At 75.7% G+C, this 25,699-nt stretch carries 23 protein-coding genes; 20 read left to right on the top strand and 3 right to left on the bottom strand.

Translation table 11 applies throughout. The annotated features are described in order from the left end of the window. Positions 1–2 precede the first annotated feature (2 nt). Both WAA21_RS15345 and clpX read left to right on the top strand, forming a co-directional pair. Positions 3–650: an ATP-dependent Clp protease proteolytic subunit gene (locus WAA21_RS15345; RefSeq protein ID WP_336923706.1), complete on the top strand. Its 648-nt coding sequence runs from the start codon at positions 3–5 to the stop codon at positions 648–650. Between the two features lie 141 nt (positions 651–791). Next, a complete protein-coding gene (gene clpX, locus WAA21_RS15340; protein ID WP_336923705.1) occupies positions 792–2,066 on the top strand; it encodes an ATP-dependent Clp protease ATP-binding subunit ClpX in 1,275 nt (424 codons plus the stop codon). A 37-nt stretch (positions 2,067–2,103) separates the two neighbouring features. Here clpX and WAA21_RS15335 read toward each other — a convergent pair whose 3' ends face one another. Both WAA21_RS15335 and valS read right to left on the bottom strand, forming a co-directional pair. Then, entirely contained in the window at positions 2,104–2,652 is a 549-nt protein-coding gene (locus WAA21_RS15335; RefSeq protein ID WP_336923704.1) for a hypothetical protein, read from the bottom strand. A 40-nt stretch (positions 2,653–2,692) separates the two neighbouring features. Next, positions 2,693–5,293 (bottom strand): valine--tRNA ligase, encoded by a 2,601-nt coding sequence (valS, locus tag WAA21_RS15330; RefSeq protein WP_442893297.1) that lies wholly within the window; start codon positions 5,291–5,293, stop codon positions 2,693–2,695. Positions 5,294–5,364: 71 nt separating this feature from the next. On the opposite strand from valS, the gene WAA21_RS15325 reads away from it, so the two are divergent. The 3 genes from WAA21_RS15325 (at position 5,365) to ileS (ending at position 10,970) form a co-directional block, all read left to right on the top strand. Next, the gene (locus tag WAA21_RS15325) at positions 5,365–5,868 is read left to right on the top strand and encodes an OsmC family protein (RefSeq protein ID WP_336923702.1); all 504 of its coding nucleotides are present in this window, start codon (positions 5,365–5,367) and stop codon (positions 5,866–5,868) included. 109 nt (positions 5,869–5,977) lie between these two features. Next, positions 5,978–7,522: a multicopper oxidase family protein gene (locus WAA21_RS15320; protein ID WP_336923701.1), complete on the top strand. Its 1,545-nt coding sequence runs from the start codon at positions 5,978–5,980 to the stop codon at positions 7,520–7,522. A 277-nt stretch (positions 7,523–7,799) separates the two neighbouring features. After that, the gene (gene ileS / locus WAA21_RS15315) at positions 7,800–10,970 is read left to right on the top strand and encodes an isoleucine--tRNA ligase (RefSeq protein ID WP_336923700.1); all 3,171 of its coding nucleotides are present in this window, start codon (positions 7,800–7,802) and stop codon (positions 10,968–10,970) included. 84 nt (positions 10,971–11,054) lie between these two features. Here the strand turns inward: ileS and WAA21_RS15310 are convergent, their stop codons facing one another. Continuing rightward, the gene (locus WAA21_RS15310; RefSeq protein ID WP_336923699.1) at positions 11,055–11,186 is read right to left on the bottom strand and encodes a hypothetical protein; all 132 of its coding nucleotides are present in this window, start codon (positions 11,184–11,186) and stop codon (positions 11,055–11,057) included. Positions 11,187–11,338: 152 nt separating this feature from the next. On the opposite strand from WAA21_RS15310, the gene WAA21_RS15305 reads away from it, so the two are divergent. The 15 genes from WAA21_RS15305 to WAA21_RS15235 form a co-directional block, all read left to right on the top strand. Beyond that, on the top strand, positions 11,339–12,676 hold the full coding sequence (locus WAA21_RS15305; RefSeq protein ID WP_336923698.1) for a helix-turn-helix transcriptional regulator: 1,338 nt from the start codon (positions 11,339–11,341) through the stop codon (positions 12,674–12,676). Between the two features lie 125 nt (positions 12,677–12,801). Continuing rightward, positions 12,802–13,098, top strand: a complete 297-nt coding sequence (locus WAA21_RS15300) for a hypothetical protein (protein WP_336923697.1) — start codon at positions 12,802–12,804, stop codon at positions 13,096–13,098. Continuing rightward, complete coding sequence (locus tag WAA21_RS15295; RefSeq protein ID WP_336923696.1) at positions 13,095–13,727, top strand: hypothetical protein; 633 nt, start codon at positions 13,095–13,097, stop codon at positions 13,725–13,727. Before WAA21_RS15300 ends, WAA21_RS15295 begins: the two co-directional genes overlap by 4 nt. 41 nt (positions 13,728–13,768) lie before the next feature. Next, positions 13,769–15,331 carry a bifunctional folylpolyglutamate synthase/dihydrofolate synthase gene (locus WAA21_RS15290; RefSeq protein WP_336923695.1) on the top strand — a complete coding sequence of 521 codons (1,563 nt, stop codon included), beginning with the start codon at positions 13,769–13,771 and terminating at the stop codon, positions 15,329–15,331. Next, positions 15,324–15,686, top strand: coding sequence for a DUF4233 domain-containing protein (locus WAA21_RS15285; protein WP_336923694.1), 363 nt, complete (start codon positions 15,324–15,326; stop codon positions 15,684–15,686). Before WAA21_RS15290 ends, WAA21_RS15285 begins: the two co-directional genes overlap by 8 nt. A gap of 11 nt (positions 15,687–15,697) precedes the next feature. Continuing rightward, positions 15,698–16,159, top strand: coding sequence for a nucleoside-diphosphate kinase (gene ndk, locus WAA21_RS15280; protein WP_336923692.1), 462 nt, complete (start codon positions 15,698–15,700; stop codon positions 16,157–16,159). Positions 16,160–16,438: 279 nt separating this feature from the next. After that, positions 16,439–19,333 (top strand): Rne/Rng family ribonuclease, encoded by a 2,895-nt coding sequence (locus tag WAA21_RS15275; RefSeq protein WP_336923691.1) that lies wholly within the window; start codon positions 16,439–16,441, stop codon positions 19,331–19,333. A gap of 166 nt (positions 19,334–19,499) precedes the next feature. After that, positions 19,500–19,808, top strand: a complete 309-nt coding sequence (gene rplU / locus WAA21_RS15270; protein ID WP_336923690.1) for a 50S ribosomal protein L21 — start codon at positions 19,500–19,502, stop codon at positions 19,806–19,808. 6 nt (positions 19,809–19,814) lie between these two features. Further along, positions 19,815–20,078 (top strand): 50S ribosomal protein L27, encoded by a 264-nt coding sequence (gene rpmA, locus WAA21_RS15265; protein WP_336923689.1) that lies wholly within the window; start codon positions 19,815–19,817, stop codon positions 20,076–20,078. A 124-nt stretch (positions 20,079–20,202) separates the two neighbouring features. After that, positions 20,203–21,786, top strand: coding sequence for a GTPase ObgE (gene obgE / locus WAA21_RS15260; RefSeq protein WP_336923688.1), 1,584 nt, complete (start codon positions 20,203–20,205; stop codon positions 21,784–21,786). Beyond that, positions 21,783–22,925, top strand: coding sequence for a glutamate 5-kinase (gene proB, locus WAA21_RS15255; RefSeq protein WP_336923687.1), 1,143 nt, complete (start codon positions 21,783–21,785; stop codon positions 22,923–22,925). The genes obgE and proB overlap by 4 nt, the downstream gene beginning before the upstream one ends. A 13-nt stretch (positions 22,926–22,938) precedes the next feature. Continuing rightward, on the top strand, positions 22,939–24,300 hold the full coding sequence (locus WAA21_RS15250) for a glutamate-5-semialdehyde dehydrogenase (protein WP_336923686.1): 1,362 nt from the start codon (positions 22,939–22,941) through the stop codon (positions 24,298–24,300). A gap of 138 nt (positions 24,301–24,438) precedes the next feature. Continuing rightward, complete coding sequence (locus WAA21_RS15245; RefSeq protein WP_336923685.1) at positions 24,439–24,621, top strand: hypothetical protein; 183 nt, start codon at positions 24,439–24,441, stop codon at positions 24,619–24,621. Beyond that, a complete protein-coding gene (nadD, locus tag WAA21_RS15240) occupies positions 24,618–25,253 on the top strand; it encodes a nicotinate-nucleotide adenylyltransferase (protein ID WP_336923684.1) in 636 nt (211 codons plus the stop codon). The genes WAA21_RS15245 and nadD overlap by 4 nt, the downstream gene beginning before the upstream one ends. Continuing rightward, on the top strand, positions 25,250–25,699 hold a 450-nt coding region (locus WAA21_RS15235; RefSeq protein WP_336923683.1), incomplete at its 3' end, for a hypothetical protein. The genes nadD and WAA21_RS15235, both read left to right, overlap by 4 nt.

Genomic DNA, 25,699 nt, shown 5'->3' with positions numbered 1-25,699 from the left:
CCATGTCGAACGTCCCCGCCCCCAGCGCCCGCTACATCCTGCCGAGCTTCGAGGAGCGCACGAGCTACGGCTACAAGCGCCTCGACCCGTACGCGAAGCTGTTCGAGGACCGCATCATCTTCCTCGGCGTGCAGGTCGACGACGCCTCGGCCGACGACGTCATGGCGCAGCTCATCGTGCTGGAGTCGCAGGACCCTGACCGGGACATCATCTTCTACATCAACAGCCCCGGCGGCTCCTTCACCGCCCTCACGGCGATCTACGACACCATGCAGTACATCAAGCCGGACATCCAGACCTACTGCCTCGGGCAGGCGGCCTCGGCGGCGGCGGTGCTGCTGGCGGCGGGCAGCCCGGGCAAGCGCTTCGCCCTGCCGAACGCGCGCGTGCTCATCCACCAGCCCGCCATGTCCGGCGGTGACTACGGCCAGGCCTCTGACATCGAGATCCAGGCCAACGAGGTCCAGCGCATGCGGATCTGGCTGGAGGAGACCGTGGCCCGGCACACCGGCCAGGACGTGGAGAAGGTCCGCACCGACATCGAGCGCGACAAGATCCTCACGGCGCAGCAGGCGCTCGAGTACGGCCTCATCGACCAGGTGCTCGAGCCGCGCAAGGCGACGGCGCAGGCGGGTCTGCCCCGCGTCTGAGGGACCGCGCGTCGGCGCCGCCCGGGTGGTAACCGCACCCATCCGGGCGCGCCGGCTGGCGTGGGGGACTGCCCAGGGCGGACCCTGGCGGGTAGCGTCGAGATGTCGCACCGGGACCGGTGCGCGAGGGAAGGACTCGTGGTGGCACGACTCGGAGACGGCAGTGACCTCCTCAAGTGCTCCTTCTGCGGCAAGAGCCAGAAGCAGGTCAAGAAGCTCATCGCGGGGCCGGGTGTCTACATCTGCGACGAGTGCATCGACCTGTGCAACGAGATCATCGAGGAGGAGCTCGCCGACGCGAGCGACCTCGGTCTGACCGAGCTGCCGAAGCCGCGCGAGATCTTCGCCTTCCTCGACAACTACGTCGTCGGCCAGGAGCCCGCCAAGCGCGCGCTGTCCGTGGCGGTCTACAACCACTACAAGCGCGTGCAGGCCGGCGCCTCCGGCCCCAAGCGCGACGACCAGGTCGAGATCGCGAAGTCGAACATCCTGCTCATCGGCCCCACCGGCTGCGGCAAGACGTACCTCGCCCAGACGCTCGCGCGCATGCTCAACGTGCCCTTCGCCATCGCCGACGCGACGGCCCTCACCGAGGCCGGCTACGTGGGCGAGGACGTCGAGAACATCCTCCTCAAGCTCATCCAGGCCGCTGACTACGACGTCAAGAAGGCCGAGACGGGCATCATCTACATCGACGAGGTCGACAAGATCGCCCGCAAGAGCGAGAACCCGTCGATCACCCGCGACGTGTCCGGCGAGGGCGTGCAGCAGGCCCTGCTCAAGATCCTCGAGGGCACGAGCGCGTCGGTCCCCCCGCAGGGTGGGCGCAAGCACCCGCACCAGGAGTTCATCCAGATCGACACGACGAACGTGCTGTTCATCGTGGGCGGCGCCTTCGCCGGGCTGGAGAAGATGATCGAGCAGAGGGTCGGTCGGCGCGGACTCGGCTTCGGGGCCGAGCTGTCGTCCGGGGTCGACGAGGCCACGGCGATGAACGAGGTCATGCCCGAGGACCTGCTGAAGTTCGGCCTCATCCCCGAGTTCATCGGTCGTCTCCCGGTGCTCGCGACCGTCACGAACCTCGACCGCGAGGCGCTCGTGCGGATCCTCACCGAGCCGCGCAACGCCCTCGTCAAGCAGTACCAGCGCATGTTCGAGATCGACAACGTCGAGCTGGAGCTGACCACCGACGCGGTCGAGGCGGTCGCCGAGCAGGCGATCCTCCGTGGCACGGGGGCGCGCGGCCTGCGCGCCATCGTGGAGGAGGTGCTCATGCCGGTCATGTTCGACCTGCCGAGCCGGGACGACGTCGCCCGTGTCGTCATCACCCGCGAGGTCGTGCTCGAGAACGTGCTGCCCACGCTCGTGCCCCGCGAGGAGGGCCCGCGCCGGGCGCGCCGCGACAAGTCGGCCTGAGCCCCGACACGACCCGAGCCGTCCGGGCCCGGCCGTCTCACGGCTCGCTCGGCCCCGCGGCCACGACGTCGGTCCTCACCTGGTCGAGCCAGGCCGGCGCCCCGTCGGGGCCCTCCGGCAGGCCGTCCACGACGGCCACGACGGCCCGGGCGGCCTCGACCGCCACGCACACCTGGCGCGAGCCCGCGGCCGCGCCGGCGTCCGCGCACGCCAGCAACGCCTCGCCGTCGGCGCTCGCGCGGGTCGTGCCCTGTCCGGGGCCGCCCGTCGTGCCGAGCACCCCGTCGACGAGCTCGGCGGCGGTCCGGTCCGTGAGCGGCTCCCTCGGGAGCACGAGGAGCACCGCCGCGCGCGTCGTGCCGTCGTCGTAGACGCGGCCGCCGACGTCGGCGACGGCGGGCTGCGCGCCGAGCCGGCGCTCCAGGGCGGCGAGGCCGTCGCCCCCGGACACGGCCGGCAGTCCCGCCACCGTGTCCGGCAGCCGCGGGCCCGGGTCGCGCAGGAGCGCGAGCACCCCGAGCAGGGCGACGGCGGCGAGCGCCGCGAGACCGAGCAGCACCCGGTGGCGGCTTCGCCGCCCGGTCACGTCGCCCGCCGCGTGCCGCAGCGGCGCACCGGGTCGGCGCTCACCCCGCGGCGGGCTCCAGCTCGACGTCCTCCACCTGCAGCTCCTCGCCCCCGGCCAGCAGCTCGAGCCGGCCGACGCGCCCTGCGCCGCGCAGGTCCGTGACCGCGGCCTCGACGAGGGCGAGGGACTGCTCCGGGACCCGCACGACGGCGGCGCGGACGTCGGTGCGCTGCGACACCTTCGCCTCGCTCTTCGCCTTGCGGATGCCCGCGAGAGCCTGGCCCACGACGCGCAGCATGCCGGGGGAGGCGTCGCCGGCGGCGGCACGCAGCGGGGCGGCGTCGGGCCACGCGGCGCGGTGCACCGACCCCTCCTGCCACCACGACCAGACCTCCTCGGTCGCGAAGGGCAGGAACGGCGCGAGCAGGCGCAGCTGCACCGACAGCGCCTCGCGGAGGGCGGCGACCGCCGAGGCGCGTGCCGCGGCCTCGCCGCGGTAGGCACGCTCCTTGACGAGCTCGACATGGTCGTCGCAGAAGTCCCAGAAGAACGCCTCCGCGACCTCCAGCGCCCGGGTGTAGTCGTAGGCCTCGAACGCCGCCGTCGCGGTGTCGACGACGTCGGCGAGCCCGGCGAGCAGCGCCCGGTCCAGCGGCTCGGTGACCGCCTCGAGCCCGGCGCCGTCCGAGTCGTTGAGGAGCACGAACTTGCTCGCGTTCAGCACCTTCATGGCCAGGCGGCGGCCGACCTTCATCTGGCCCGGGTCGAAGGCCGTGTCCACGCCGGGACGGCCGCTGGCCGCCCAGTAGCGCACGCCGTCCGAGCCGTGCTCCTCGAGCAGGCCCATGGGTGTGACGACGTTGCCCTTGGACTTGCTCATCTTCTTGCGGTCCGGGTCGAGGATCCAGCCCGACATCGCCGCGTGGCGCCACGGCAGGCTGTCGTGCTCCGCGTCGGAGCGCACGACCGTCGAGAACAGCCAGGTGCGGATGATGTCGTGGCCCTGCGGGCGCAGGTCCATCGGGAACACGCGGGCGAAGAGGTCCGGGTCGCGCTCCCAGCCGCCCGCGATCTGCGGCGTCAGGGAGCTGGTCGCCCACGTGTCCATGACGTCCGGGTCGGCGACGAAGCCGCCGGGCACGCCGCGCCGGTCCTCGGTGAAGCCGTCGGGCACGTCGCTGGACGGGTCGACCGGCAGGCGGTCCTCGGCCGGCAGCAGCGGGGAGCCGAACCGGGGCTCCCCGGCCTCGTCGAGGGGGTACCAGACGGGGAACGGCACGCCGAAGAAGCGCTGGCGCGACACCAGCCAGTCGCCGTTCAGCCCGCCGACCCAGTTCTCGTAGCGGTGGCGCATGTGCTCGGGGTGCCACACGAGCTCGCGGCCGCGTTCGAGCAGCCGCTCCCGCAGCGCGCCGCCGTCGCCGTGCTCGCGCCCGCCGTTGCGCAGGTACCACTGCCGGCTCGCGACGATCTCGAGCGGCTTGTCCCCCTTCTCGTAGAACTTGACGGGGTGCGTGATGGCGCGCGGCTCGCCCTCGAGGTGGCCGCTGTCGCGCAGGGCGGCGACGAGCACCTCGCGTGCGGTGTGCGCCGTCTTCCCGGCCATCGCGGCGTACAGCTCGCGGCCCGCGGGCGAGGTCACCCAGTCGGGGGTGTCGGCGACGAAGCGGCCGTCCCGGCCGATCAGGGCGCGCGTCGGCAGGTCGAGCTCGCGCCACCACGTGACGTCGGTCGTGTCGCCGAAGGTGCAGATCATCGCGATGCCGGAGCCCTTGTCGGGCTCCGCGAGGCGGTGCGCGAGCACCGGCACCTCGACGTCGAGGAGCGGCGTGCGCACCGTGGCGCCGAAGAGCGGCTGGTACCGCTCGTCGTCGGGGTGCGCGACCAGGGCGACGCACGAGGGGATGAGCTCCGGACGGGTCGTCTCGATGCGGACCGCCTCGCCGCCGTCGGCGCGGGGGAAGGCGACGCGGTGGTAGGCACCGGGCCGCTCGCGGTCCTCCAGCTCCGCCTGCGCGACCGCCGTGCGGAAGGTCGTGTCCCACAGCGTGGGTGCCTCCGCGGCGTACGCCTCGCCCCGCGCCAGCGCGTGCAGGAACGCCCGCTGGGACGCGGCGCGGGCGCCGGCGTCGATGGTCTGGTACGTGTGCGACCAGTCGACGGACAGCCCGAGGCGGCGCCACAGCGCCTCGAAGACCTTCTCGTCCTCCACGGTCAGCCGCTCGCACAGCTCGACGAAGTTCCGCCGCGACACGTTGACGTAGTCGCGGTCGTTCTTCGGCGCCTGCGCCGGCGGCTCGAAGGCCGGGTCGTAGGGCAGCGACGGGTCGCAGCGCACGCCGAAGTAGTTCTGCACCCGGCGCTCCGTGGGCAGGCCGTTGTCGTCCCAGCCCATGGGGTAGAAGACCTCGTAGCCGCGCATGCGCCGGTAGCGGGCGACGCAGTCGGTGTGGGTGTAGCTGAACACGTGGCCCACGTGCAGCGACCCGGACACGGTCGGCGGCGGGGTGTCGATGGCGTACACCCGCTCGCGCGTGGCGGACCGGTCGAAGTCGTACGTGCCCTGCTCGGCCCAGACCCCTACCCACTTCTCCTCGAGGCCGTCGACGGTCGGGCGCTCGGGCACGTGGGCGGCGGAGGTCGCCGCGGGCGTGGTCATGGCCGCCATTGTGCCCGCGCGACGTGGACACCCCGCACCGGCTTTCCGGGGGCTGGCGCAGACTGGGCCGCATGGACGCCACGACGCTGCGCGAGCTCCAGGCCCCGCTCAAGCAGGCCTACCGCGACGACCCCGCCTCCGCCGCCACCCCGCTGCACGCCCGGGGCCGCGGCGAGGGCGACGACGTGACCTTCACGGTCGCGGGCTGGGCGGGCGACGTGCGCGCCGGGCTGCACGAGGCCACCGGCGGCGACGGCAGGGACGCGTGCTCCGGCGACATGCTGCTGGAGGCGCTGCTCGGGTGCGCCGGCGTCACGCTGCGCAGCGTGGCCACGGCCATGGGCATCGGCCTGACGTCCGTCGCGGGGGAGGTCACGGGCTCCTTCGACGCACGGGGCACGCTGGGTGTGGACCGCGAGACGCCGGTCGGCGTGACCGGCGTGCGTGTGGTCTTCGACGTCGACACCGACGCCGACGACGCCCAGCTCGCCAAGCTCGCCCAGCTGACCGAGCGGTACTGCGTCGTGGCGAAGAGCCTCGCCACCGCCCCGGACATCGAGGTGCGCCGGGCCTGAGCGCCGAGCGGCTCCGGGGCAGGAGCCCCTTGATTGGGGCGGGTGCCGCAACATATGGTGACGCGCCCCCAGTCCCGAGCACGACGACGTGCCGTCGAGGAGACCACCGGTGCCGACCCCCCGAAGCGGAACCCCCCTGCCCGTGAGCCGCCGCCAGGCGCTCGGACTCGGCGCGACCGGCGCCGCGCTCCTGCTGCCCGCGACCCGCTGGGCCGCGACGGCGAACGCGGCCGAGGCCCCGCCGGCATGGGTCGGCGTGTCGGGGGAGGCCCTGCGTGAGCCGGCGGTCCTGCGCAGCGTCGACGGCGTCCTCGACGTCACCCTGCGCGCCGGTCCCGTGCGGGTGCCCGTCGACGGCCGGCCGTGGCACCTGCTCGGTTACGACGTGCCCGGTGCCGACCCGGCGGCCGACAGCGGCCTGCCCGGCCCGACGCTCGTCGTCCAGCCCGGCGACCGGCTGCGGGTGCGCCTGCTCAACGACCTCCCGGAGCCGACGAACCTGCACACGCACGGCCTGCACGTGTCCGGTGAGGGCACCGGCGACAACGTGTTCCGCGTCGTCGAGTCCCTCGACGCCATGGACGTGACGGTCGACCTGCGCGCCGACCACCGCCCCGGCACCCACTGGTACCACCCCCACCTGCACGGCTGGGGCGCCCGGCAGCTGTTCGGCGGGCTCGCGGGCGCCCTCGTCGTGGAACCGCGCGGGGGCCAGGGATCGACCGGGTCGGGCCGGCGGGCGCCCCGGGAGCGGGTCATGCTCCTGCACTCCCTGCAGGTGGACGCGGACGGCAGGCCCCTGGACCCGCTGGCCGCGCGGCAGAGCGCGCACACGCGCCTCGTCAACGGCCAGCTCGACCCGGTGGTCGACATCGCCCCGGGGGAGACGCAGCGCTGGCGGCTGGTCAACAGCTCGGTCAACGACGTGCTCCGGCTGCGCCTGGACGGCCTCGACGTCGAGCACGTGGCCTCCGACGGGCTCAGCCTGCGCCGCCCCCACCGCGTGGAGGAGCTCGAGCTGTCGGCCGGGCAGCGCGCGGACCTGCTCGTCACCGGTCGCGAGCCCGGCGAGCACGTGTTCGAGACCATGCCGGTCGAGGTGGGCTTCGGCGTGGTGCTGCCCGCCGCACGCCTCGCGACGGTCCGGGTCGGCGGCGCGTCCCGCACCCCGCGCCAGGTCCGGCTCGTCGACGCGGGCCGCCCGCCCGAGGACCTGCGCCACGCGCGGGTCGACGCGCGGCACGAGCTCGCGATGACCATGACCGGTGGCTTCGGCATCGACGGGCGCCCGTACGAGCCCGGCCGCATCGACCGGGTCATGCGCCTCGGCTCCGTCGAGGAGTGGACCGTGCACAACCCGACGGGCCTCATCCACCCCTTCCACATCCACGTCAACCCGTTCCAGGTCACCCACGTCGACGGCGAGCCGGTCCAGGACCCCGAGTGGCGCGACACCGTGCTGGTGGGGCGCAACGGCGGCAGCGTCACGTTCCGCACCCGCTTCGAGGACTTCACCGGCCGCGTCGTCTACCACTGCCACTTCTCGACCCACCACGACCTCGGGATGATGGGCGTCGCGGAGGTCGTCGCGCCGGGGGAGGACCCGGTCGGCTTCCCCGACGACGAGCCCGGCGCTCACGCGGAGCACGGCTGAGCGCCGCGACGTCACGCGACGGCCGAACCGGGTTGACGGCCGTCGCTAGCATGGTCACCACAGGCGCTGATCCGGCCATCACCGGGGAGCCGCCGGGAGAACGGGTGCGCGCACCCCAGTAGATCCGGCCGGGTAGGCCCGTCACAGCCGTCAACGAGCGGTCGCACGGCTCCGCAGCCAGCGGGGACGGCGGCACACGAGGTGGTACCGCGGTGACCCGGCGAGCCCGGGCCGTCGTCCTCGTCGCAGCAGCGCACGCGATGAGGAGCAGCCCGCGATGAGCACCCCGCCCGAGACCGCCACCGAGCCGACGACCCGAGCCGGCTACCCCCGGCACGGCGGCGAGGTCCCCGCCAGCCCCCGCTTCCCCGAGGTCGAGCAGCGCGTCCTCGCCTACTGGGACGCCGACGGCACCTTCGACGCCTCCGTCGCCGCGCGCCCCGCCGGCACCGACGGCGACAACGAGTTCGTCTTCTACGACGGCCCGCCGTTCGCCAACGGCCTGCCGCACTACGGGCACCTGCTCACCGGCTACGTCAAGGACGTCGTGCCGCGGTTCCGCACCATGCAGGGCCGCCGCGTGGAGCGCCGGTTCGGGTGGGACTGCCACGGGCTCCCGGCCGAGGTCGAGGCCGAGCGGCAGCTCGGCATCACCCACAAGAGCGAGATCGAGGCCCTCGGTGTCGCGCGCTTCAACGACGCGTGCCGCACCTCGGTGCTGCGCTACACCGACGAGTGGCAGGACTACGTCACCCGCCAGGCGCGCTGGGTGGACTTCGAGCACGACTACAAGACCCTCGACCTCGACTACATGGAGTCGGTCATGTGGGCGTTCAAGACGCTCCACGACAAGGGTCTGGTCTACGAGGGCTTCCGGGTGCTCGCGTACTGCTGGCGCTGCGAGACCCCGCTGAGCAACACCGAGACCCGGATGGACGACGTCTACCGCCCGCGCCAGGACCCGGCCGTGACGGTCGGGCTGCGCCTGGAGACCGGCGAGCTCGCCCTCGTGTGGACGACGACGCCGTGGACGCTGCCCAGCAACCTCGCGGCCGCGGTCAACCCCGCGCTCGACTACGTCGTGGTCCGCCCGCGCGAGGGGGACTGGGCCGGGGAGCGGCTCGTGCTCGCCGAGGCGCGCGTCGCCGCCTACGCCCGCGAGCTCGGCGAGGACCCGGAGGTCCTCGAGCGGATGAAGGGCACCGCGCTGCTGGGGCGCCGCTACACGCCGCCCTTCGACTACTTCGTCGGCCGGGAGAACGCCCACCGGGTGCTCGCGGCCGACTACGTGACGACCGAGGACGGCACCGGCCTCGTCCACATCGCGCCCGCCTTCGGCGAGGAGGACAAGGTCGTCACCGACGCGGCCGGCATCGAGCCGGTCGTGCCCGTCGACAGCAAGGGCGAGTTCACCGCCGAGGTGCCTGACTTCGCCGGCATGCACGTGTTCGAGGCCAACACCCCGATCGCCCGGGCGCTGCGCGAGCGGGGGCTGCTGCTGCGCCACGAGTCCTACGAGCACCCGTACCCGCACTGCTGGCGCTGCGGCAACGCGCTCATCTACCGGGCCGTCAGCAGCTGGTTCGTCAAGGTGACGGCGTTCAAGGACCGCATGCTCGAGCTCAACGAGCAGATCGACTGGGTGCCCGGCCACGTGAAGGACGGCTCCTTCGGCCAGTGGCTCGCCAACGCCCGCGACTGGTCGATCAGCCGCAACCGGTTCTGGGGCTCGCCCATCCCCGTGTGGGTCTCCGACGACCCCGCCTACCCGCGCGTCGACGTCTACGGCTCCCTCGACGACCTCGAGCGCGACTTCGGCGTGCGCCCGACCGACCTGCACCGCCCGGTCGTCGACGAGCTCACCCGCCCCAACCCGGACGACCCGACGGGCCGCTCCACGATGCGCCGGGTGCCGGAGGTGCTCGACTGCTGGTTCGAGTCCGGCTCCATGCCCTTCGCCCAGGTGCACTACCCGTTCGAGAACGCCGACTGGTTCGAGCACCACTACCCGGGCGACTTCATCGTCGAGTACAACGGGCAGGTCCGCGGCTGGTTCTACACGCTGCACGTGCTCGCCACGGCCCTGTTCGACCGGCCCGCGTTCCGCACGTGCCTCGTGCACGGCATCCTGCTGGGCGACGACGGGCGCAAGATGAGCAAGTCGCTGCGCAACTACCCGGACGTGCGCGAGGTCTTCGACCGCGACGGCGCCGACGCCATGCGGTGGTTCCTCATGAGCTCTCCGGTGCTCCGGGGCGGCAACCTCGTCGTCACCGAGCAGGGCATCCGCGACACCGTCCGGCAGGTGCTGCTGCCGCTGTGGAGCACCTGGTACTTCCTGCAGCTGTACGCCGGCGCCGCGGGGACCGTCGGGCGCACCCGGACCGACTCCCCGCACGTCCTCGACCGCTACCTGCTCGCGCGGGTCCGGACGGCCGTGGAGCGCGTGACGGCCGCGATGGAGGCGAGCGAGCTCGCGGTGGCGGCGGGGGAGTACCGCGAGGTGCTCGAGGCGATGACCAACTGGTACGTGCGACGCTCCCGCGACCGGTTCTGGACCGCGGAGACCCCCGAGGGCCAGGCGGCGGTCGACACGCTCCACACCGCGCTGGAGGTGCTGACCCGGCTCGGCGCGCCGCTGCTGCCGCTGGTGACGGAGGAGGTGTGGCGCGGGCTCACCGGTGGTCGATCGGTGCACCTGGAGGACTGGCCCGACCCAACCGCCCTGCCCGCCGACGACGCGCTCGTCGCCGCGATGGACGAGGTGCGCGACGTCGCCTCGGCCGCCCTCGGTCTGCGCAAGGCGGCCGGGCTGCGCGTGCGTCAGCCGCTGCGCGCGCTCACGGTGGCCGTCGCCGAGCCCGACCGCGTCGCCCCCCTCGTCGACCTCGTGCGCGCCGAGCTCAACGTGCACGAGGTCCGCCTGCTCTCGGTCGAGCAGGCGCACGAGGTCGGCGTCGACGTCGAGCGGCGCCTCACCGTCAACGCCCGCGCCGCCGGTCCCCGGCTGGGTCGTCAGGTGCAGCAGGTGATCGGTGCGGCCCGCGCCGGCGACTGGTCGGAGGGCAGCGACGGCGTGGTGTGCGGCGGCGTCCCCCTGCTGGCCGGCGAGTACGAGCTCACGACGGTCGTCGGCGGCGGCTCCGGCGGGGCCGCGGCCGCCCTGCCGGGCGGTGGGTTCGTCGTCCTCGACACCGGCGTCACCGACGAGCTGGAGCGCGAGGGCTGGGCGCGCGACGTCGTCCGGCTCGTGCAGGACGCGCGCCGTGTCGCCGGGCTGCACGTGTCGGACCGGGTCCGGGTCGAGCTCGTCGTCGCGGCCGAGCGGCGGGCGGCCGCCGAGGAGCACCTCGGTCTCCTCGCGCGGGAGACGCTCGCGCAGGACGTCGTCGTGACGACGGGCGACGTGCCGGCCGAGACCGCCCGGGTCGCCGTCACCCGCGTCTGACGCCCGACGCGCCCGGGTCGACCCCGGGACGTCCCCGCGACCGCGGGGGCGTCCCGCGCGGTCGGGTGAGGGGCGCGGTGCGGGTCAGCCCGCGCAGCACATGGGGCCGGGACCGAAGGCCTCGTCCTCGGCCGCCTGGGCCGCGGTGCCGGCCGCTCCTGCGAGCAGGGCGGCGAGCAGGGCGGCGGCGGCGAGGGTGCGTCGGCTGGGGCGCATGGTGTGGCTCCTGGGGTAGCGGTGCGGCGGGCCGTGGTCGGACGAGCACGCCCAGTGGTCAATGGCGGAAGCATGGCTCAGTCACAGGCTCTGGGTCTAGTGTTGACCGGCAGGGCCCGTCGGAGCGTTCCGCGGCCCGCGGAGGAGGACACATGTCGGAGGGGACCACCGGGGGACTCGGCGAGCGGCTGCGGGCGGTGCGGGAGGAGCGCCGGGTGTCGCAGACGCAGCTCGCCGGACCGGACCTGTCGCCGAGCTACCTCTCGCTCATCGAGTCGGGCAAGCGCACGCCGAGCGACGCCGTGCTGGAGAAGCTGGCCGAGCGCCTCGACGTGTCCGCGCACTTCCTGCGCCACGGCAGCGCCGCGCCGGAGGAGCGGGTGCCCGAGCTCGAGCTCGAGCACGCCCGTCACGCTCTCGTCACCGGTGACCTCGACGAGGCCACCACGCGCGCCCGCGCCGTGCTCGCGGCCCGGGGCGCCCCGCGTCGGCTGCACGACGAGGCCGTGCTCGTGCTGTGCCGGGCGCTGGAGCGCTCGGGAGCCCTCGAGGACGCGCTCACCACGCTGCTGCCGCTGCACCGGCGCGCGCTCACCGGCGACGCCGCCGTCGGGGTGTCGGAGACCGGCATCCTGCTGCTGCAGTGCCTCGTCGAGTCCGGCGACCTCAACCAGGCCGCCGACGCCGGCGCCGAGGCCGTCGCCGCGTCCACCCGGCTGGGCTCGGCCGGCACCGACGAGCACCTGCGCCTGGCCGCGACCCTCGTCGGGGTCCACATGGAGCGCGGCGACCTGCTGTACGCCCAGCACCTCGCCGAGGAGATGCTCCAGGACGCCGAGCGCGTCGGCAGCCGCACGGGCCAGGGCAGCCTGCACTGGAACGCCGCGCTCGTCGCCGAGGAGAGCGGGCACGTGGAGCGGGCCCTGCACCACGCGCGCCGGGCCGTCGCGTTCCTGTCCGAGGGGCCCGACAACCGCGACTTCTTCCGCCTGAAGCTCGCGCTCGCGTCGCTGCTGCTGTCCGCCGACCCGCCCGAGGTGGACGAGGCCGTGGACGCCCTCACCTCGATCCGGGAGCCGCTGGAGCAGCTGGGCAGCGAGGTCGACCTCGCGTACTGGCACCGCATCCGGGCGACGGCGTACCTGCGCTCCGGCGACGCCGCCCTCGCCGAGGACGCCGCCCGCTCGGCGCTGGCGGCGCTCGGCGGCACGCCGCGGCTGGAGGCGGGGGTCGCGCGGACCGTGCTCGGCGACGCGCTGGCGGCCGGCGGCGACCACACGGGCGCCGAGGCGGAGTACCGCCGGGCCGGCGACGCGCTCGCCATGATGTCCGCCTCCCGTCAGGCCGCCCAGGCGTGGCGCGACCTCGGGGACCGGCTCATGGAGATCGGCCGCGCCGAGGCCGCCCTCGGAGCGTTCCAGCAGGCCTTCGACGCCCTGGGCGTGCGCGGGTCGGTCTCCCGCCCGCAACCGGTGCGCCGCGAGGCGTGAACCGGCCCGGCCCCCGGCGAGCGGACCGGGGGTCCCGGGCCGGACCCGCGTGCCGGTAGCGTGAGGCGACCCGGGCCGCCCCGTCGGCGCGCCGCGCCCGGGCGCGTCGAGCGGAGGAGGTCGCCGTGGCCTGGCCGGGCGCCGTCCCCGTCCTGCTGACGGGTGCGGCCTTCGCGCTCGGGCTGCTCGTCGGGTGGCTGTGGTGGGGCCGGCAGTTCGTGCGGGCGCGGCTGACGCGCGAGGAGGCCCTCGCCATCATGTCCGACCGCCTCGAGCGGGAGCTCGCGGCCACCGACGCCCACCTCCCGCGGCTGCTCGGCGGGACCGCCGGCGGGTCGGCGGACGGTCCCGGTGACGGCTCCGGGGAGAGCGCCGCCGACTGGGCGGGTAGGCGGCCCGCCCGCACCCCTCCGGACGCGTGAGGCCCACGGGCGGCGACCGGGGGCCGGACCGGGCGCCGGCGACCGTGACGTACTGGCTGCCCCGGCGGCGTCGCCGCGTCCCGGTCGTCGTCGTCGCCGCCGGCGGCCTGCTGGCCGTGCTCGCGGGGCAGGCCGCCGTCGCCCGACCCCCGGACACCGTCACGGCGGCGGCCCCGACGCCGCCCCCGGCTGCGGGGACGAGCGGCCCGACGAGCGGCCCGACCGGCCCGACGAGCGGCCCGACGAGCGGCCCGACGAGCGGCCCGACGAGCGGCCCGACCGGCCCGTCGGGCGCCGCGACGCCGGCCGGTGCGGACGGTCCCGTGACCGGGGACGCCGTCGAGCCGCTCCTGGCCGTGACGTTCGCGGTCGGCTCCGTCGTCGACGAGCAGGCGGCGTCGGCCCTGACGGGGCTCGCCGCCACGCTGCGGGCTCCCGGTGCCGGCCCGGTCGTCGTGGAGGGGGTGGCGGAGGGCCCGGAGGGCCCGGCCGGGGTCGCGCTCGCCGAGGAGCGGGCGAGGACGGTCCGCGACCTGCTCGTGGACCAGGAGGTGCCGACGGCGCTGCTCCGCACGACGGCACGGGTCGCCCCCGGCGTCCGGGCGGTCCGCGTCCTGCCGGCAGGCTGAGGCGGCGCGGCGCCCGCGCCCGCCGCTGGGATGATGGGTCCGTGACCGTCCCACCCGCAGCATCGGACCCCCGGTTCGCGCAGGTCCAGGCCGAGATCCTCGACCGCGCACCCGAGCACTCGCCGCAGCCGTCCCTGGAACGGGTGCGCGCGGTCCTCGAGCTGCTCGGCGACCCGCAACGGGCGTACCCCGTCGTCCACGTCACCGGCACGAACGGCAAGACGTCGACCGCGCGCATGGTGGACCGGCTGCTGCGCGAGCACGGTCTGCGCACCGGCCGCTTCACCTCACCCCACCTCAGCCACGTGGGGGAGCGCATCACCGTCGACGGCCTGCGCCTGGACGACGCCGCCTTCGTCGCCGCCTGGGACGACGTCGCCCCCTACGTCGAGCTGGTCGACGCGCGCAGCCTCGAGCAGGGCGGACCCCGGCTGTCGTTCTTCGAGGTGCTCACCTGCATGGCGTTCGCGGTGTTCGCCGACGCCCCGGTCGACGTCGCCGTCGTCGAGGTCGGCCTCGGCGGCACGTGGGACTCCACCAACGTCGCCGACGCGACCGTCGCGGTGGTGACGCCCGTCGCGCTGGACCACGAGCGGTGGCTCGGGCACGACCTCGTGTCCATCGCCACGCAGAAGAGCGGCATCGTCAAGGAGGGCTCCGTCCTCGTCACCGCGCAGCAGCCGGTCGAGGTCGCCGAGGTGCTCCTGGCGCGCGCGCAGGAGGTGGGCGCCGTCGTCGCGCGCGAGGGCATCGAGTTCGGCGTGCTCCAGCGCGACGTCGCCGTCGGCGGCCAGCGGGTCACCCTCAAGGGCCTCGTCGGCGGCGCGGACGACGTGTACCTCCCCCTGCACGGGGCGCACCAGGCCGGCAACGCCGTGGTCGCGCTCGCCGCGGTCGAGGCGTTCCTCGGCTCCGGCGGTGCCGGGGGGACGGGGCTGGACGCCGACCTGGTGCGCGACGCCTTCGCCCACGTCGACGCGCCCGGGCGGATGGAGCCCGTGCGCCGCGGGCCGCTCGTCGTCGTCGACGCCGCGCACAACCCGGCGGGCGCCGAGGCGCTCGTCGCCGGCCTGGACGAGGCCTTCCCGGGGACGCGGCTCGTCGGGGTCGTGGGCCTCATGGCCGACAAGGACGCCGGTGCCGTGCTCGACGTGCTGGAGCCGGCGCTGCACGAGGTCGTGGTGACGACCGCCCCGACGGAGCGCGCCCTGCCCGCCGACGACCTCGCGGCGGTGGCGCGGGACGTCCTCGGCGAGGACCGGGTCCACGTGGCACCCCGCCTCACCGACGCCCTCGACCGGGCCGTGGCGCTCGCGGACACCGCCGACCCGGCCGGGGGGGTCGCCTCGGGGGTCGTCGTCACCGGCTCGGTGCTGCTCGTCGCGCACGCCCGGACGCTGCTCGGGGCCGCCGACCCCGACGCCGTGGCGGTCGACACGACGAGCCGGGGGGTCAGCGTCGTCGCCACCGACACCGAGCGCCGCCTGCTGGGCGACGACTGGGCCGACCCCGGCGACGACCGCTACGAGGCCCCCGAGGACAGCGCGTTCCTCGACGACCCGACCGTGCTCGACGACGACGAGGAGGCCGGCGGGCGTGCGTGACCCGAAGCGGGCGATGGGGGCGACCGTCCTCGTCTTCGAGGCGCTCGTCGTGGTCTTCGCCGCCCTGGTCGCGAAGGACCTGACGGGCCTCGGCACGGCGCAGGCGGTGGGCGGCGGCCTCGCGCTGGCCGCGCTCCTCGTCGTCGCCTCGGGTCTCCTCGGTCGCCCCGGTGGCTACTGGGTCGGCTCCCTGCTGCAGGTCGTCGTCGTCGCGACGGGGCTGCTGGTCGCCACCATGCTCGTCATCGGGCTGCTGTTCACCGGGCTGTGGGTCGCCGCCGTCGTGCTCGGCACCCGGGTGGAGCGGGAGCGGGCGGCGTGGAGCGCCGCGGACGGCGGGCCGGCGCCCGGCTAGGGTTGCCGCTCGTGAGCGAGCCGCAGGCGTCCGCGCCCTCCCAGCCCACCGCCGAGCCGACGACGGAGTCCACGCTCGTCATCGTCAAGCCGGACGGCGTCGCCCGCGGCCTCACCGGGGAGGTGCTGCGCCGTATCGAGACGAAGGGCTACACGCTCGCGCGCCTGGAGATGCGCTACGCGACCCGCGAGCTGCTCGCCCGCCACTACGCCGAGCACGAGGGCAAGCCGTTCTACGAGCCGCTCGTCGAGTTCATGCTCTCCGGGCCCGTCGTCGTCGCGGTCGTCGAGGGGCACGGCGTCGTCCAGGGCGTCCGGAGCCTGCTCGGTGCGACGGACCCGACGGCGGCCGCGCCGGGAACCATCCGCGGCGACCTCGGACGGGACTGGGGGCTGCGCGTGCAGCAGAACCTCGTGCACGGCAGCGACTCCCCGGAGTCGGCCGAGCGCGAGACCGCCATCTGGTTCGACTGACGCGCTCGGCCCGCAGCCGCGCCGTGCGCCGCGCCGTCGGCGGGTCGACGGGCGCCCGCCCGGCGGGGCCGTGCCATACTCGGCAGCCGGAGGGGCGCGTCCTGCACCGGCCGTCCCCCCGCGTCGCCCGTCCTGCCGGGCGCGACCTGCACGGGTGACCGTCCGCGGGTCTGCGCCGGCGGACCGAGGCGACGACCACGGACTTCCGTGCCGCCCGCGGGCGCACGACGACCGCCCCGGACGGGGGTGCAGCTCGACCGGGGTCGAAGAGGAGCACCAGTGCTCGAGGACACCGACCAGACGAACGAGCAGCCCACCGGGCAGCCGGACGGCCCGCAGCGCGCCTCGGCGGACGCACCCGTGACGACGACGCGGCCGCGCCGACGCCGGGCGGCCTCCCGTCCCGCCGGGCCGCCGGAGCCCGAGGCGACTCCCGCGCCGGAGCCGGCACCGGAGCCGGCACCGGGGGGCGGGCCGTCGCCGGAGGACGCTCCCGTCGTGGGTGACGGGACCGACGACGAGGACGTCCCGACCGAGGACGTCCCGACCGACGAGGGCCCGACCGACGAGGGCCCGGCCGTGGACGACGGCGCCGCGGACGGGGCCGCGGAGGAGCAGCCGACGGCCGGGACCGCCGAGACCGCGGACACCGAGCCGACGGCAGGGCCGGGGTCCCCGTCGACCGCGTCGCAGGCGGTCTTCGCGACGCCGTTCGAGGAGCCCGCCGCCCCCGCGGCGCGCCGCCCCCGCCGGCGGGCCACCTCGGCCGCCGGGCCGCCGGCCGCCGACATCTTCACCGCAGCCCCGCCCGTCGACTTCGACGACCTGCTGCCGCCGCCGGTCGCGGGTGACGGCGCCGCCGAGGACACCGGGAGCGAGGCGGCCGAGCGGCCCGCCCGCCGCCGCGGCGGGCGCCGGGCCACGCGCCCGGCGGCGCAGGGTCCGGACGTCGAGCAGGTCCTCGGTGCGGTCGCCTCCCCGGGCGCGTCCGGCACCGCCGACTCCGCGCCCGACGACGCGGTCCCCGCCGAGACCTCCGACGAGGGCGCGGCGGACGAGGACACGACAGGCGCCTCCGAGGCGACCGACGACGACGACGAGGGCGGGCAGCGCCGTTCCCGTCGCGGCGGCCGCGGCCGTCGTCGACGCGGTGGGCGCGGGCGCGCTGAGGCCGACGACAGCAGCGACGCCGACGAGACCGGCGACGCCGAGGACGGCGACGAGGACGAGCGCGAGGGAACCGACCGCGACGCCGACGCCGACGCCGACGGGTCGGGCGGCGACGGGACGGCCGGCGACGGCAGCGACGGTACCGACGCCGGTGACACGGGCGACGACGGCGACGACGGCGACGAGGACGACGAGGCAGAGGGGTCCGGCGGCCGCAGCGGCCGTCGGGGACGCCGCGGCCGGGGCCGCTCGGGCCGGCGCGGCGGTCGTGGGTCCGGCGACGCCACCGACGACGCGGACCCGGGCCGGGGTGACGCGGCGGGGGCGGTCACCGGCGACGACTCCGACGAGCCCGACGACTCCGACGACTCCGACGAGGACCCCGATGGCGGCTCGCGCTCGTCGCGCCGTCGCCGTCGCCGTCGCCGTCGCGCGGGCAGCGGGGACGCCGACCTCTCGCCGGACCCGGACGACCCGCCCGGCACCGTCGTGCGCATCCGGGAGTCGCGCGCGGACGAGGTGACGAAGGTCAAGGGCTCGACGCGGCTGGAGGCCAAGCGCCAGCGCCGCCGGGAGGGTCGCGGCGAGCGGCGCAAGCGCACCGTCATCACCGAGGCGGAGTTCCTCACGCGCCGCGAGTCCGTCGACCGGACCCTGCTCGTGCGGCAGCTCGACGACCGCGCCGAGACCGCGGTGCTCGAGGACGGCGTCCTCGTCGAGCACCACGTCTCCCGCCCGAGCCAGCAGTCGATGATCGGCAACGTGTTCCTCGGCAAGGTGCAGAACGTGCTGCCGAGCATGGAGGCCGCCTTCGTCGACATCGGTCGCGGACGCAACGCGGTCCTGTACGCCGGCGAGGTCAACTGGGACGCGGTCGGCCTGCCCAACGGCGCGGCCCGCACCATCGAGGCCGCGCTCAAGCCGGGCGACCCCGTCCTCGCGCAGGTGAGCAAGGACCCGATCGGGCACAAGGGCGCGCGCCTCACCGCGCAGGTGTCCCTGCCGGGGCGCTACCTCGTCTACGTGCCGGGCTCGTCGATGACGGGCATCAGCCGGAAGCTGCCGGAGACCGAGCGCGCCCGCCTCAAGAAGGTGCTGCGCCGGGTCGTCCCCGAGGACGCCGGCGTCATCGTGCGCACGGCCGCCGAGGGCGCGAGCGAGACCGAGCTCGAGCGCGACGTCGCCCGCCTCAAGGCCCAGTGGGAGGACATCGAGCGGAAGGCCGGCGCGGTCAACGCGCCGGCGCGGCTCTACAGCGAGCCCGACCTCGCCATCAAGGTCGTCCGCGACGTGTTCAACGAGGACTTCACCAGGCTGTTCGTCCAGGGCGACGACGCGTGGGACACCCTCGACGGCTACGTCCGCCACGTGGCCCCCGACCTCGCCGAGCGCATGACGCGCTGGCAGCCGGTCGAGCACGACGGCAAGGACCTGTTCGCGGAGCACCGCATCGACGAGCAGCTCGCGAAGGCCCTCGACCGCAAGGTGTGGCTGCCCTCGGGCGGCTCGCTCGTCATCGACCGGACCGAGGCGATGACGGTCGTCGACGTCAACACCGGCAAGTACACCGGGTCCGGCGGCAACCTCGAGGAGACCGTCACCCGCAACAACCTGGAGGCGGCCGAGGAGATCGTCCGCCAGCTCCGGCTGCGGGACATCGGCGGGATCATCGTCGTCGACTTCATCGACATGGTCCTCGAGAGCAACCGCAACCTCGTGCTCCGTCGCCTCGTCGAGTGCCTGGGCCGGGACCGGACCAAGCACCAGGTCGCGGAGGTCACCTCCCTCGGTCTCGTCCAGCTGACGCGCAAGCGCGTCGGCTCCGGCCTGCTGGAGTCCTTCAGCACGCCGTGCGAGCACTGCGCCGGCCGCGGTGTCGTCGTGCACGACGAGCCGGTCGGCGCCGCGGCGGGCGGCCACAGCGGCGGCCACAGCGGCAGCGGCAGCAGCGGCGGCAGCGGCGGCGGCGGTTCGCGCCGTCGTGGCTCTCGCTCCGGCGGCTGAGGGCGGGGCGGGGCAGCCGGTTTGGAGCCGGGCCCCGCGCCGCGTAGGCTAGGACGCTGGCCGGTGGCGCCCCGTTGCTGCGCCACCAGAGCGTTCCCTCCCCGGCGCGGTGCGCCGGCCCGGCAGGGCGCCATCCCGATCGGCCCGACAGGAAGAGAGCCACGACGTGTACGCGATCGTCCGCGCAGGAGGACGCCAGGAGAAGGTCGCCGTCGGCGACGTCCTCACGGTCGACCGACTCACCGGTGCAACCGGTGACGACGTCCGCTTCACCCCCGTCCTCGTCGTCGACGGTGCGACCGTCACCTCCGACGCCGACGCGCTGAGCAAGGTGGTCGTGGCGGGCGAGATCGTCGACGACCTCCGCGGCCCCAAGCTGCGCATCCTCAAGTACAAGAACAAGACCGGGTACCGCAAGCGCCAGGGCCACCGCTCGGAGCTGACCCGCGTCAAGATCACGAAGATCGGGGAGTGACCTGAGATGGCACACAAGAAGGGCGCCAGCTCCACCCGCAACGGCCGCGACTCCAACGCGCAGCGCCTCGGCGTGAAGCGCTTCGGCGGTCAGGTCGTGGGCGCCGGCGAGATCATCGTCCGTCAGCGCGGCACGCACTTCCACCCCGGCGCCAACGTCGGCCGGGGCAGCGACGACACGCTGTTCGCGCTCGCGCCGGGCGCCGTCGAGTTCGGCACCCGCCGCGGCCGCCGCGTCGTCAACATCGTGGCCGCCGAGGCCAGCGCCTGACCCAGGCACCCGCACCCACGCGCCGACGCGCCGGTCGTCCCCCGCGGACGGCCGGCGCGTCGCGTTCCCGGGTCCGGCGGCACCGCCGGACCCACGCAGCACCGCCAGGACCAGGAGGCCCACCGTGAGCCAGTTCGTCGACCGCGTCGTGCTGCACGTCGCCGGCGGGGACGGCGGCAACGGCTGCGCGTCGGTGCACCGCGAGAAGTTCAAGCCGCTCGGCGGCCCGGACGGCGGCGACGGCGGGCACGGCGGTGACGTCGTCCTCGTCGTCGACCCCTCCGTGACGACGCTGCTGGAGTACCACCGCTCGCCGCACCGGCGGGCGGCGGCCGGCGGGGTCGGGCGCGGCGGCAACCGCAGCGGCGCCGACGGCGCCGACGTCGAGCTGCGCGTGCCGGACGGCACCGTCGTGCAGACGCCGGCCGGGGACGTCCTCGCCGACCTGCTCGGTGCCGGCACCCGCTTCGTCGTCGCCGCCGGCGGGCGCGGCGGCCTCGGCAACGCCTCGCTCGCGAGCCCCCGCCGCAAGGCGCCCGGCTTCGCCCTGCTCGGCGAGCCGGGGGAGGCCCGCGACGTCGTCCTCGAGCTCAAGACCGTCGCCGACGTCGCCCTCGTCGGCTTCCCCAGCGCGGGCAAGTCCAGCCTCGTCGCCGCGATGTCGGCCGCGCGGCCGAAGATCGCCGACTACCCCTTCACGACGCTCGTGCCGAACCTCGGCGTCGTCGAGGCGGGCGAGGTCCGGTACACGATCGCCGACGTGCCGGGCCTCATCGAGGGCGCGAGCGAGGGCCGCGGCCTCGGCCTGGAGTTCCTGCGCCACGTCGAGCGCTGCGCCGTGCTCGCGCACGTCCTCGACACCGCGACGCTCGAGGCCGACCGCGACCCGGTGCGCGACCTCGACGTCATCCTCGCCGAGCTGGAGCGCTACCGCGGTGACGACGGGACCGTCCCGCTCGTCGAGCGGCCGCAGGTCGTCGTCCTCAACAAGGTCGACACGACCGACGGCCGCGACATGGCCGAGCTCGTCGCGCCGCAGCTGCGCGAGCGGGGCTACGAGGTGTTCACCGTGTCCGCGGTGAGCCGGGACGGCCTGCGCGAGCTGTCCTTCGGTCTCGCGCGCTGGGTGACGGCCGACCGCGCCGCCCGGGCCCGCCCGAGCGCGCCGGAGCGGGTCGTGCTCCGCCCCGTCGCGACCGACGACGCCGGGTTCACCGTCGTGCCGGAGCAGCACGGCGAGGGCACGCTGTACCGCGTGCGCGGCGGGCGGCCCGAGCGCTGGGTCCGCCAGACCGACTTCGCGAACGAGGAGGCCGTCGGCTACCTCGCCGACCGGCTGGCCCGTGCGGGTGTCGAGGAGGCGCTGTACCGGGCGGGGGCCGTCGCGGGGGCCGAGGTCGTCATCGGCGACGGCGACCGGGCGGTCGTCTTCGACTGGGAGCCGACGCTGGGCGGCAGCGCCGCGGGCGGTCCCCGGGGCACCGACGCGCGGTTCGCGATGGACGGCGGGCGCGCGAGCCGGGCGGAGCGGCGCGAGGCGTACCGCGAGCGGATGGACGCCAAGAGCGAGGCCCGCGAGGAGCTCGCGGCCGAGCGCGCCGCCGGGCGCTGGACCGCGCCCGACGACGGCGACGTCAGCGACGCCCGCGACAGCACGGACGGGCCCGACGGCACCGAGGGCACCGGCGGGTCGGGCGACCGCGCGTGACCTCCCACGAGCGGCTGCTGGCCCCGGGCACGCTCGTGGTCAAGGTGGGCTCGTCCAGCCTCGCGACGGCCACGGGCGTGGACGGGGTCCGCCTCGACGGTCTCGTCGACCTGCTCGCCGCGCGCCGCGCCGCGGGACCGGACCGGCACCTCGTCGTGGTGACGAGCGGCGCGATCGCCGCGGGGCTGCCCGCGCTCGGCATGGCCCGGCGCCCCGGGGACCTCGCCGGCCTGCAGGCCGCCGCGAGCGTCGGGCAGGGACGGCTGCTCGCGCGGTGGTCGTCCTCCTTCGAGCGGCACGGGATGGTCACCGGCCAGGTCCTGCTCGACCTCGACGACCTCGTCCGCCGCCACCACTACCTCAACGCGCGGGCCACCCTCGCGCGGCTCCTGCAGCTGGCCGCCGTGCCCGTGGTCAACGAGAACGACACGGTCGCCACCGACGAGATCCGCTTCGGCGACAACGACCGCCTCGCCGCGTTCGTCGCCCACCTCGTGCAGGCCAGCGCGCTGGTGCTCCTCACCGACGTCGACGCCCTGTACGACCGCCCGCCGACCCGACCCGGCGCCCGCCGGCTCGCGGTCGTCGACGACCCGGGCGAGGTGGGCGCGGACCTCGGCACCGGGGCCGGCAGCGCGGTCGGCACCGGCGGCATGCGCACCAAGGTCGACGCCGCCGCCATCGCCGCCGACGCGGGTGTGCCGACGTACGTGACGGCGACGGACCGCTTCGCCGACGCCGTGGCGGGGGCGGACGTCGGGACCTGGTTCCGGGCGCGGGAGCGGGTCATGCCCGCTCGCACGCTGTGGCTCGCGCACGTCGCCGTCCCGAGGGGCCGGCTCGTGCTCGACGACGGGGCCGTGCGGGCGGTCGTGGACCGCGGCGCCTCCCTGCTGCCGGCCGGGGTGCGCTCGGTGACCGGGGCCTTCGACGTGGGCGCGGTCGTCGAGCTGTGCGACGAGGCCGGCGCGGGCGTCGCCCGCGGCATCGTGCAGTACGCCGCCGCGGAGCTGCCGCGGCTCATGGGCCGCTCCACGCACGACCTGCGCGCCGACCTCGGGCCCGGCTACGGCCGGGAGGTCGTGCACCGCGACGACCTCGTCGTCGCGGACGCCGCCGCCGCGCACCGGGGCCGCTGACTACCCTGGGGCGATGACCGACCTGCTCCGGAGCCCCGCGGACACCGACGACGCGCACGTCGAGGGCCGGGACCACGGCCCGCTCGGGGACCCCGCCGCGGCGGGGGACGCCGACGCCGTCCGCGAGGCCGTCGAGCAGGTCGCGCGCGAGGCGCGGGTGGCCTCCCGCGCCCTCGCCACCGCGTCGGGCGCCACGCGCGACGCGGCCCTGCTCGCCGTCGCCGACGGTCTGGTCGCCGCGACCGACCGCGTCGTCGCGGCGAACGCCGAGGACCTCGAGCGCGCCCGCGCCGAGGGCATGAGCACGTCGCTGCAGGACCGGCTCCGGCTCGACGCCGGGCGGGTCGAGGCCATCGCCGACGCCGTCCGCGAGGTCGTCGCCCTGCCCGACCCCGTCGGGCAGGTCGTGCGGGGGTCCACGCTGGCCAACGGGCTGCGCGTCCGCCAGGTGCGGCGCCCGCTCGGCGTGGTCGGCATGGTCTACGAGGCGCGCCCGAACGTGACGGTCGACGCGGCGGCGCTGTGCCTCAAGAGCGGCAACGCCGTCGTGCTCCGCGGCGGGTCGGCCGCGCGCAGCAGCAACGAGACGATCATCGCGGTGCTGCAGGAGGCGCTGGTGTCCGTCGGCCTGCCCGCCGACGCGGTGCGCACCATCGACGCGCACGGCCGCGCCGGCGTGCGGGCGCTGCTGCGTGCGCGCGGGCTCGTCGACGTCGTCATCCCGCGCGGGGGAGCGGACCTCATCCGCACCGTCGTGGAGACCGCGACCGTGCCGACCGTCGAGACCGGGACCGGCAACTGCCACGTGTACGTCGACGCGGCCGCCGACCTCGACGAGGCCCTCGAGGTGTGCGTCAACGCCAAGGTGCAGCGCCCCAGCACGTGCAACGCCGCCGAGACCGTCCTCGTGCACGCCGCGGTGGCCGACGCCTTCGTGCCGCGGCTCGTCGAGACGATGGCGGCGGCGGGGGTCCGCCTGCACGGCGACGACCGGGTGCGCGCCCGCGCCGGCGACGTGCCGGTCGAGCCGGCGGGCGAGGAGGACTGGGCGACGGAGTACCTCGCCCTGGAGCTCGCGGTCGGCGTCGTCGACGACCTCGACGCCGCGCTGGAGCACATCCGGCGCTGGTCCAGCGGGCACACGGAGGCGATCTGCACCCGCGACGTGCGCGCGGCCGACCGCTTCGTCGCCGAGGTCGACGCCGCGGGCGTCGCGGTCAACGCCTCCACCCGGTTCACCGACGGGGGCCAGCTCGGTCTCGGCGCGGAGATCGGCATCTCCACGCAGAAGCTGCACGCCCGCGGGCCCATGGGCCTCACCGACCTCACGACGACCACCTGGGTCATGACAGGCGACGGGCACCTGCGCCACTAGCCGGCCCGCGGCGCCCGCGGGTCCGGCGCACGGCCCGCGGGGCCTCGTGCCGGGCGAGCCGCTCCGCCCGTGCCAGACTGTCCCCGGCCGGGCGGACGCCCGGCCGGGCACGGCCGTCGCCGTCGGAGTGGAGGACGCATGGGCAGCAGCATCGGCTCGCACCTGGTCGGCGTGGTCGCCGCCGCGGGCGAGACGGGCACCGAGCTCGCCGAGGTCGAGCTGCCGGTCCCGGCGCTCGCGTTCGGGGTCATCACCTTCGTCCTCTTCCTGCTCCTGCTCGGCATCACGTACTCCTTCAAGAACGTCTCGCACCGCCGGTGACGCCCGCGGCCGGGCGGCCGCGGCTCGGGGTCATGGGCGGCACCTTCGACCCGGTGCACCACGGGCACCTCGTGGCGGCCAGCGAGGTCGCCGCGCGCTTCGCGCTCGACGAGGTCGTCTTCGTACCGACGGGCACGCCGTGGCAGAAGGCTGGGACCGAGGTGAGCCCCGCCGAGCACCGCTACCTCATGACCGTCGTCGCGACCGCCGCCGACCCGCGCTTCACGGTGTCGCGGGTCGACGTCGACCGACCCGGGCCCACGTACACGACCGACACCCTGCGCGACCTCGCCGCCGCGCGACCCGGCGCCGACCTGTTCTTCATCACCGGCGCCGACGCGCTGGAGCAGATCCTGTCGTGGAAGGACGTCGACGAGCTGTGGCGCCTCGCCCACTTCGTCGCGGTCACCCGGCCGGGCCACGACGTCGCCGCCCACGGCCTGCCCGAGGACTCGGTGAGCGTCGTGGAGATCCCCGCGCTCGCCATCTCCAGCACCGACATCCGCCGGCGCGTCGCGGAGGGACGGCCGGTCCGCTACCTCGTGCCGACCGGAGTGCTGCAGTACATCGCCAAGACCGGCCTCTACCGTGGGACGGACGCCGCGGCGCAGGCACGGGAGGAGGGCCGATGACCGACGGGACGCACGGCGGGCCCGACGACGCCCGCACCGCCGCCGGCACCGGCGTGCCCGACGGCACCGAGCCACCCGAAGGCACGGAGCTGTCCGACGACACCCACGGCTCCGACCTGCCGGGCGGGGTGACGGAGACCGGTCTGCAGCGGGCGGTCGGTGAGCGCCGTCGCCGTCGCATGGCGGAACGGTCGGGACAGGTGCCGCTGGACGCGACCACGTCGCAGTGGCCCGTGGCCGAGCCGCCCGCCTCGCCCCGGCCCGTCGTGCGCCCGGCCCGACCGACCCTGCCCGGTGTGGCCACCGGGCCGGCACTGCCCACGCCGTCCGCGCTCGTCGTCGGGCCGCTGGTCGAGGCGCGCGGGTCCGGCGCCGCCCCCGCCGGGGGCCGGCGCGCCCGCCGCCTGGGAGGCGGCCAGGGCCCCGAGGCCGTCGCGTCCGCCGGG

The organism is Aquipuribacter sp. SD81 (assembly GCF_037153975.1).
Lineage (GTDB): Bacteria > Actinomycetota > Actinomycetes > Actinomycetales > JBBAYJ01 > Aquipuribacter.
This window is presented reverse-complemented; position numbering and strand designations above follow the sequence as displayed.

What these genes read in the sequence shown, in the direction of transcription:
- valS (WP_442893297.1), bottom strand. Translation starts at nt 5,293, where the DNA reads ATGACCACGCCCGCGGCGACCTCCGCCGCCCACGTGCCCGAGCGCCCG.
- WAA21_RS15245 (WP_336923685.1), top strand. Translation starts at nt 24,439, where the DNA reads ATGGGCAGCAGCATCGGCTCGCACCTGGTCGGCGTGGTCGCCGCCGCG.
- WAA21_RS15345 (WP_336923706.1), top strand. Translation starts at nt 3, where the DNA reads ATGTCGAACGTCCCCGCCCCCAGCGCCCGCTACATCCTGCCGAGCTTC.
- WAA21_RS15325 (WP_336923702.1), top strand. Translation starts at nt 5,365, where the DNA reads ATGGACGCCACGACGCTGCGCGAGCTCCAGGCCCCGCTCAAGCAGGCC.
- WAA21_RS15250 (WP_336923686.1), top strand. Translation starts at nt 22,939, where the DNA reads ATGACCGACCTGCTCCGGAGCCCCGCGGACACCGACGACGCGCACGTC.
- rpmA (WP_336923689.1), top strand. Translation starts at nt 19,815, where the DNA reads ATGGCACACAAGAAGGGCGCCAGCTCCACCCGCAACGGCCGCGACTCC.
- WAA21_RS15310 (WP_336923699.1), bottom strand. Translation starts at nt 11,186, where the DNA reads ATGCGCCCCAGCCGACGCACCCTCGCCGCCGCCGCCCTGCTCGCCGCC.
- WAA21_RS15305 (WP_336923698.1), top strand. Translation starts at nt 11,339, where the DNA reads ATGTCGGAGGGGACCACCGGGGGACTCGGCGAGCGGCTGCGGGCGGTG.
- ileS (WP_336923700.1), top strand. Translation starts at nt 7,800, where the DNA reads ATGAGCACCCCGCCCGAGACCGCCACCGAGCCGACGACCCGAGCCGGC.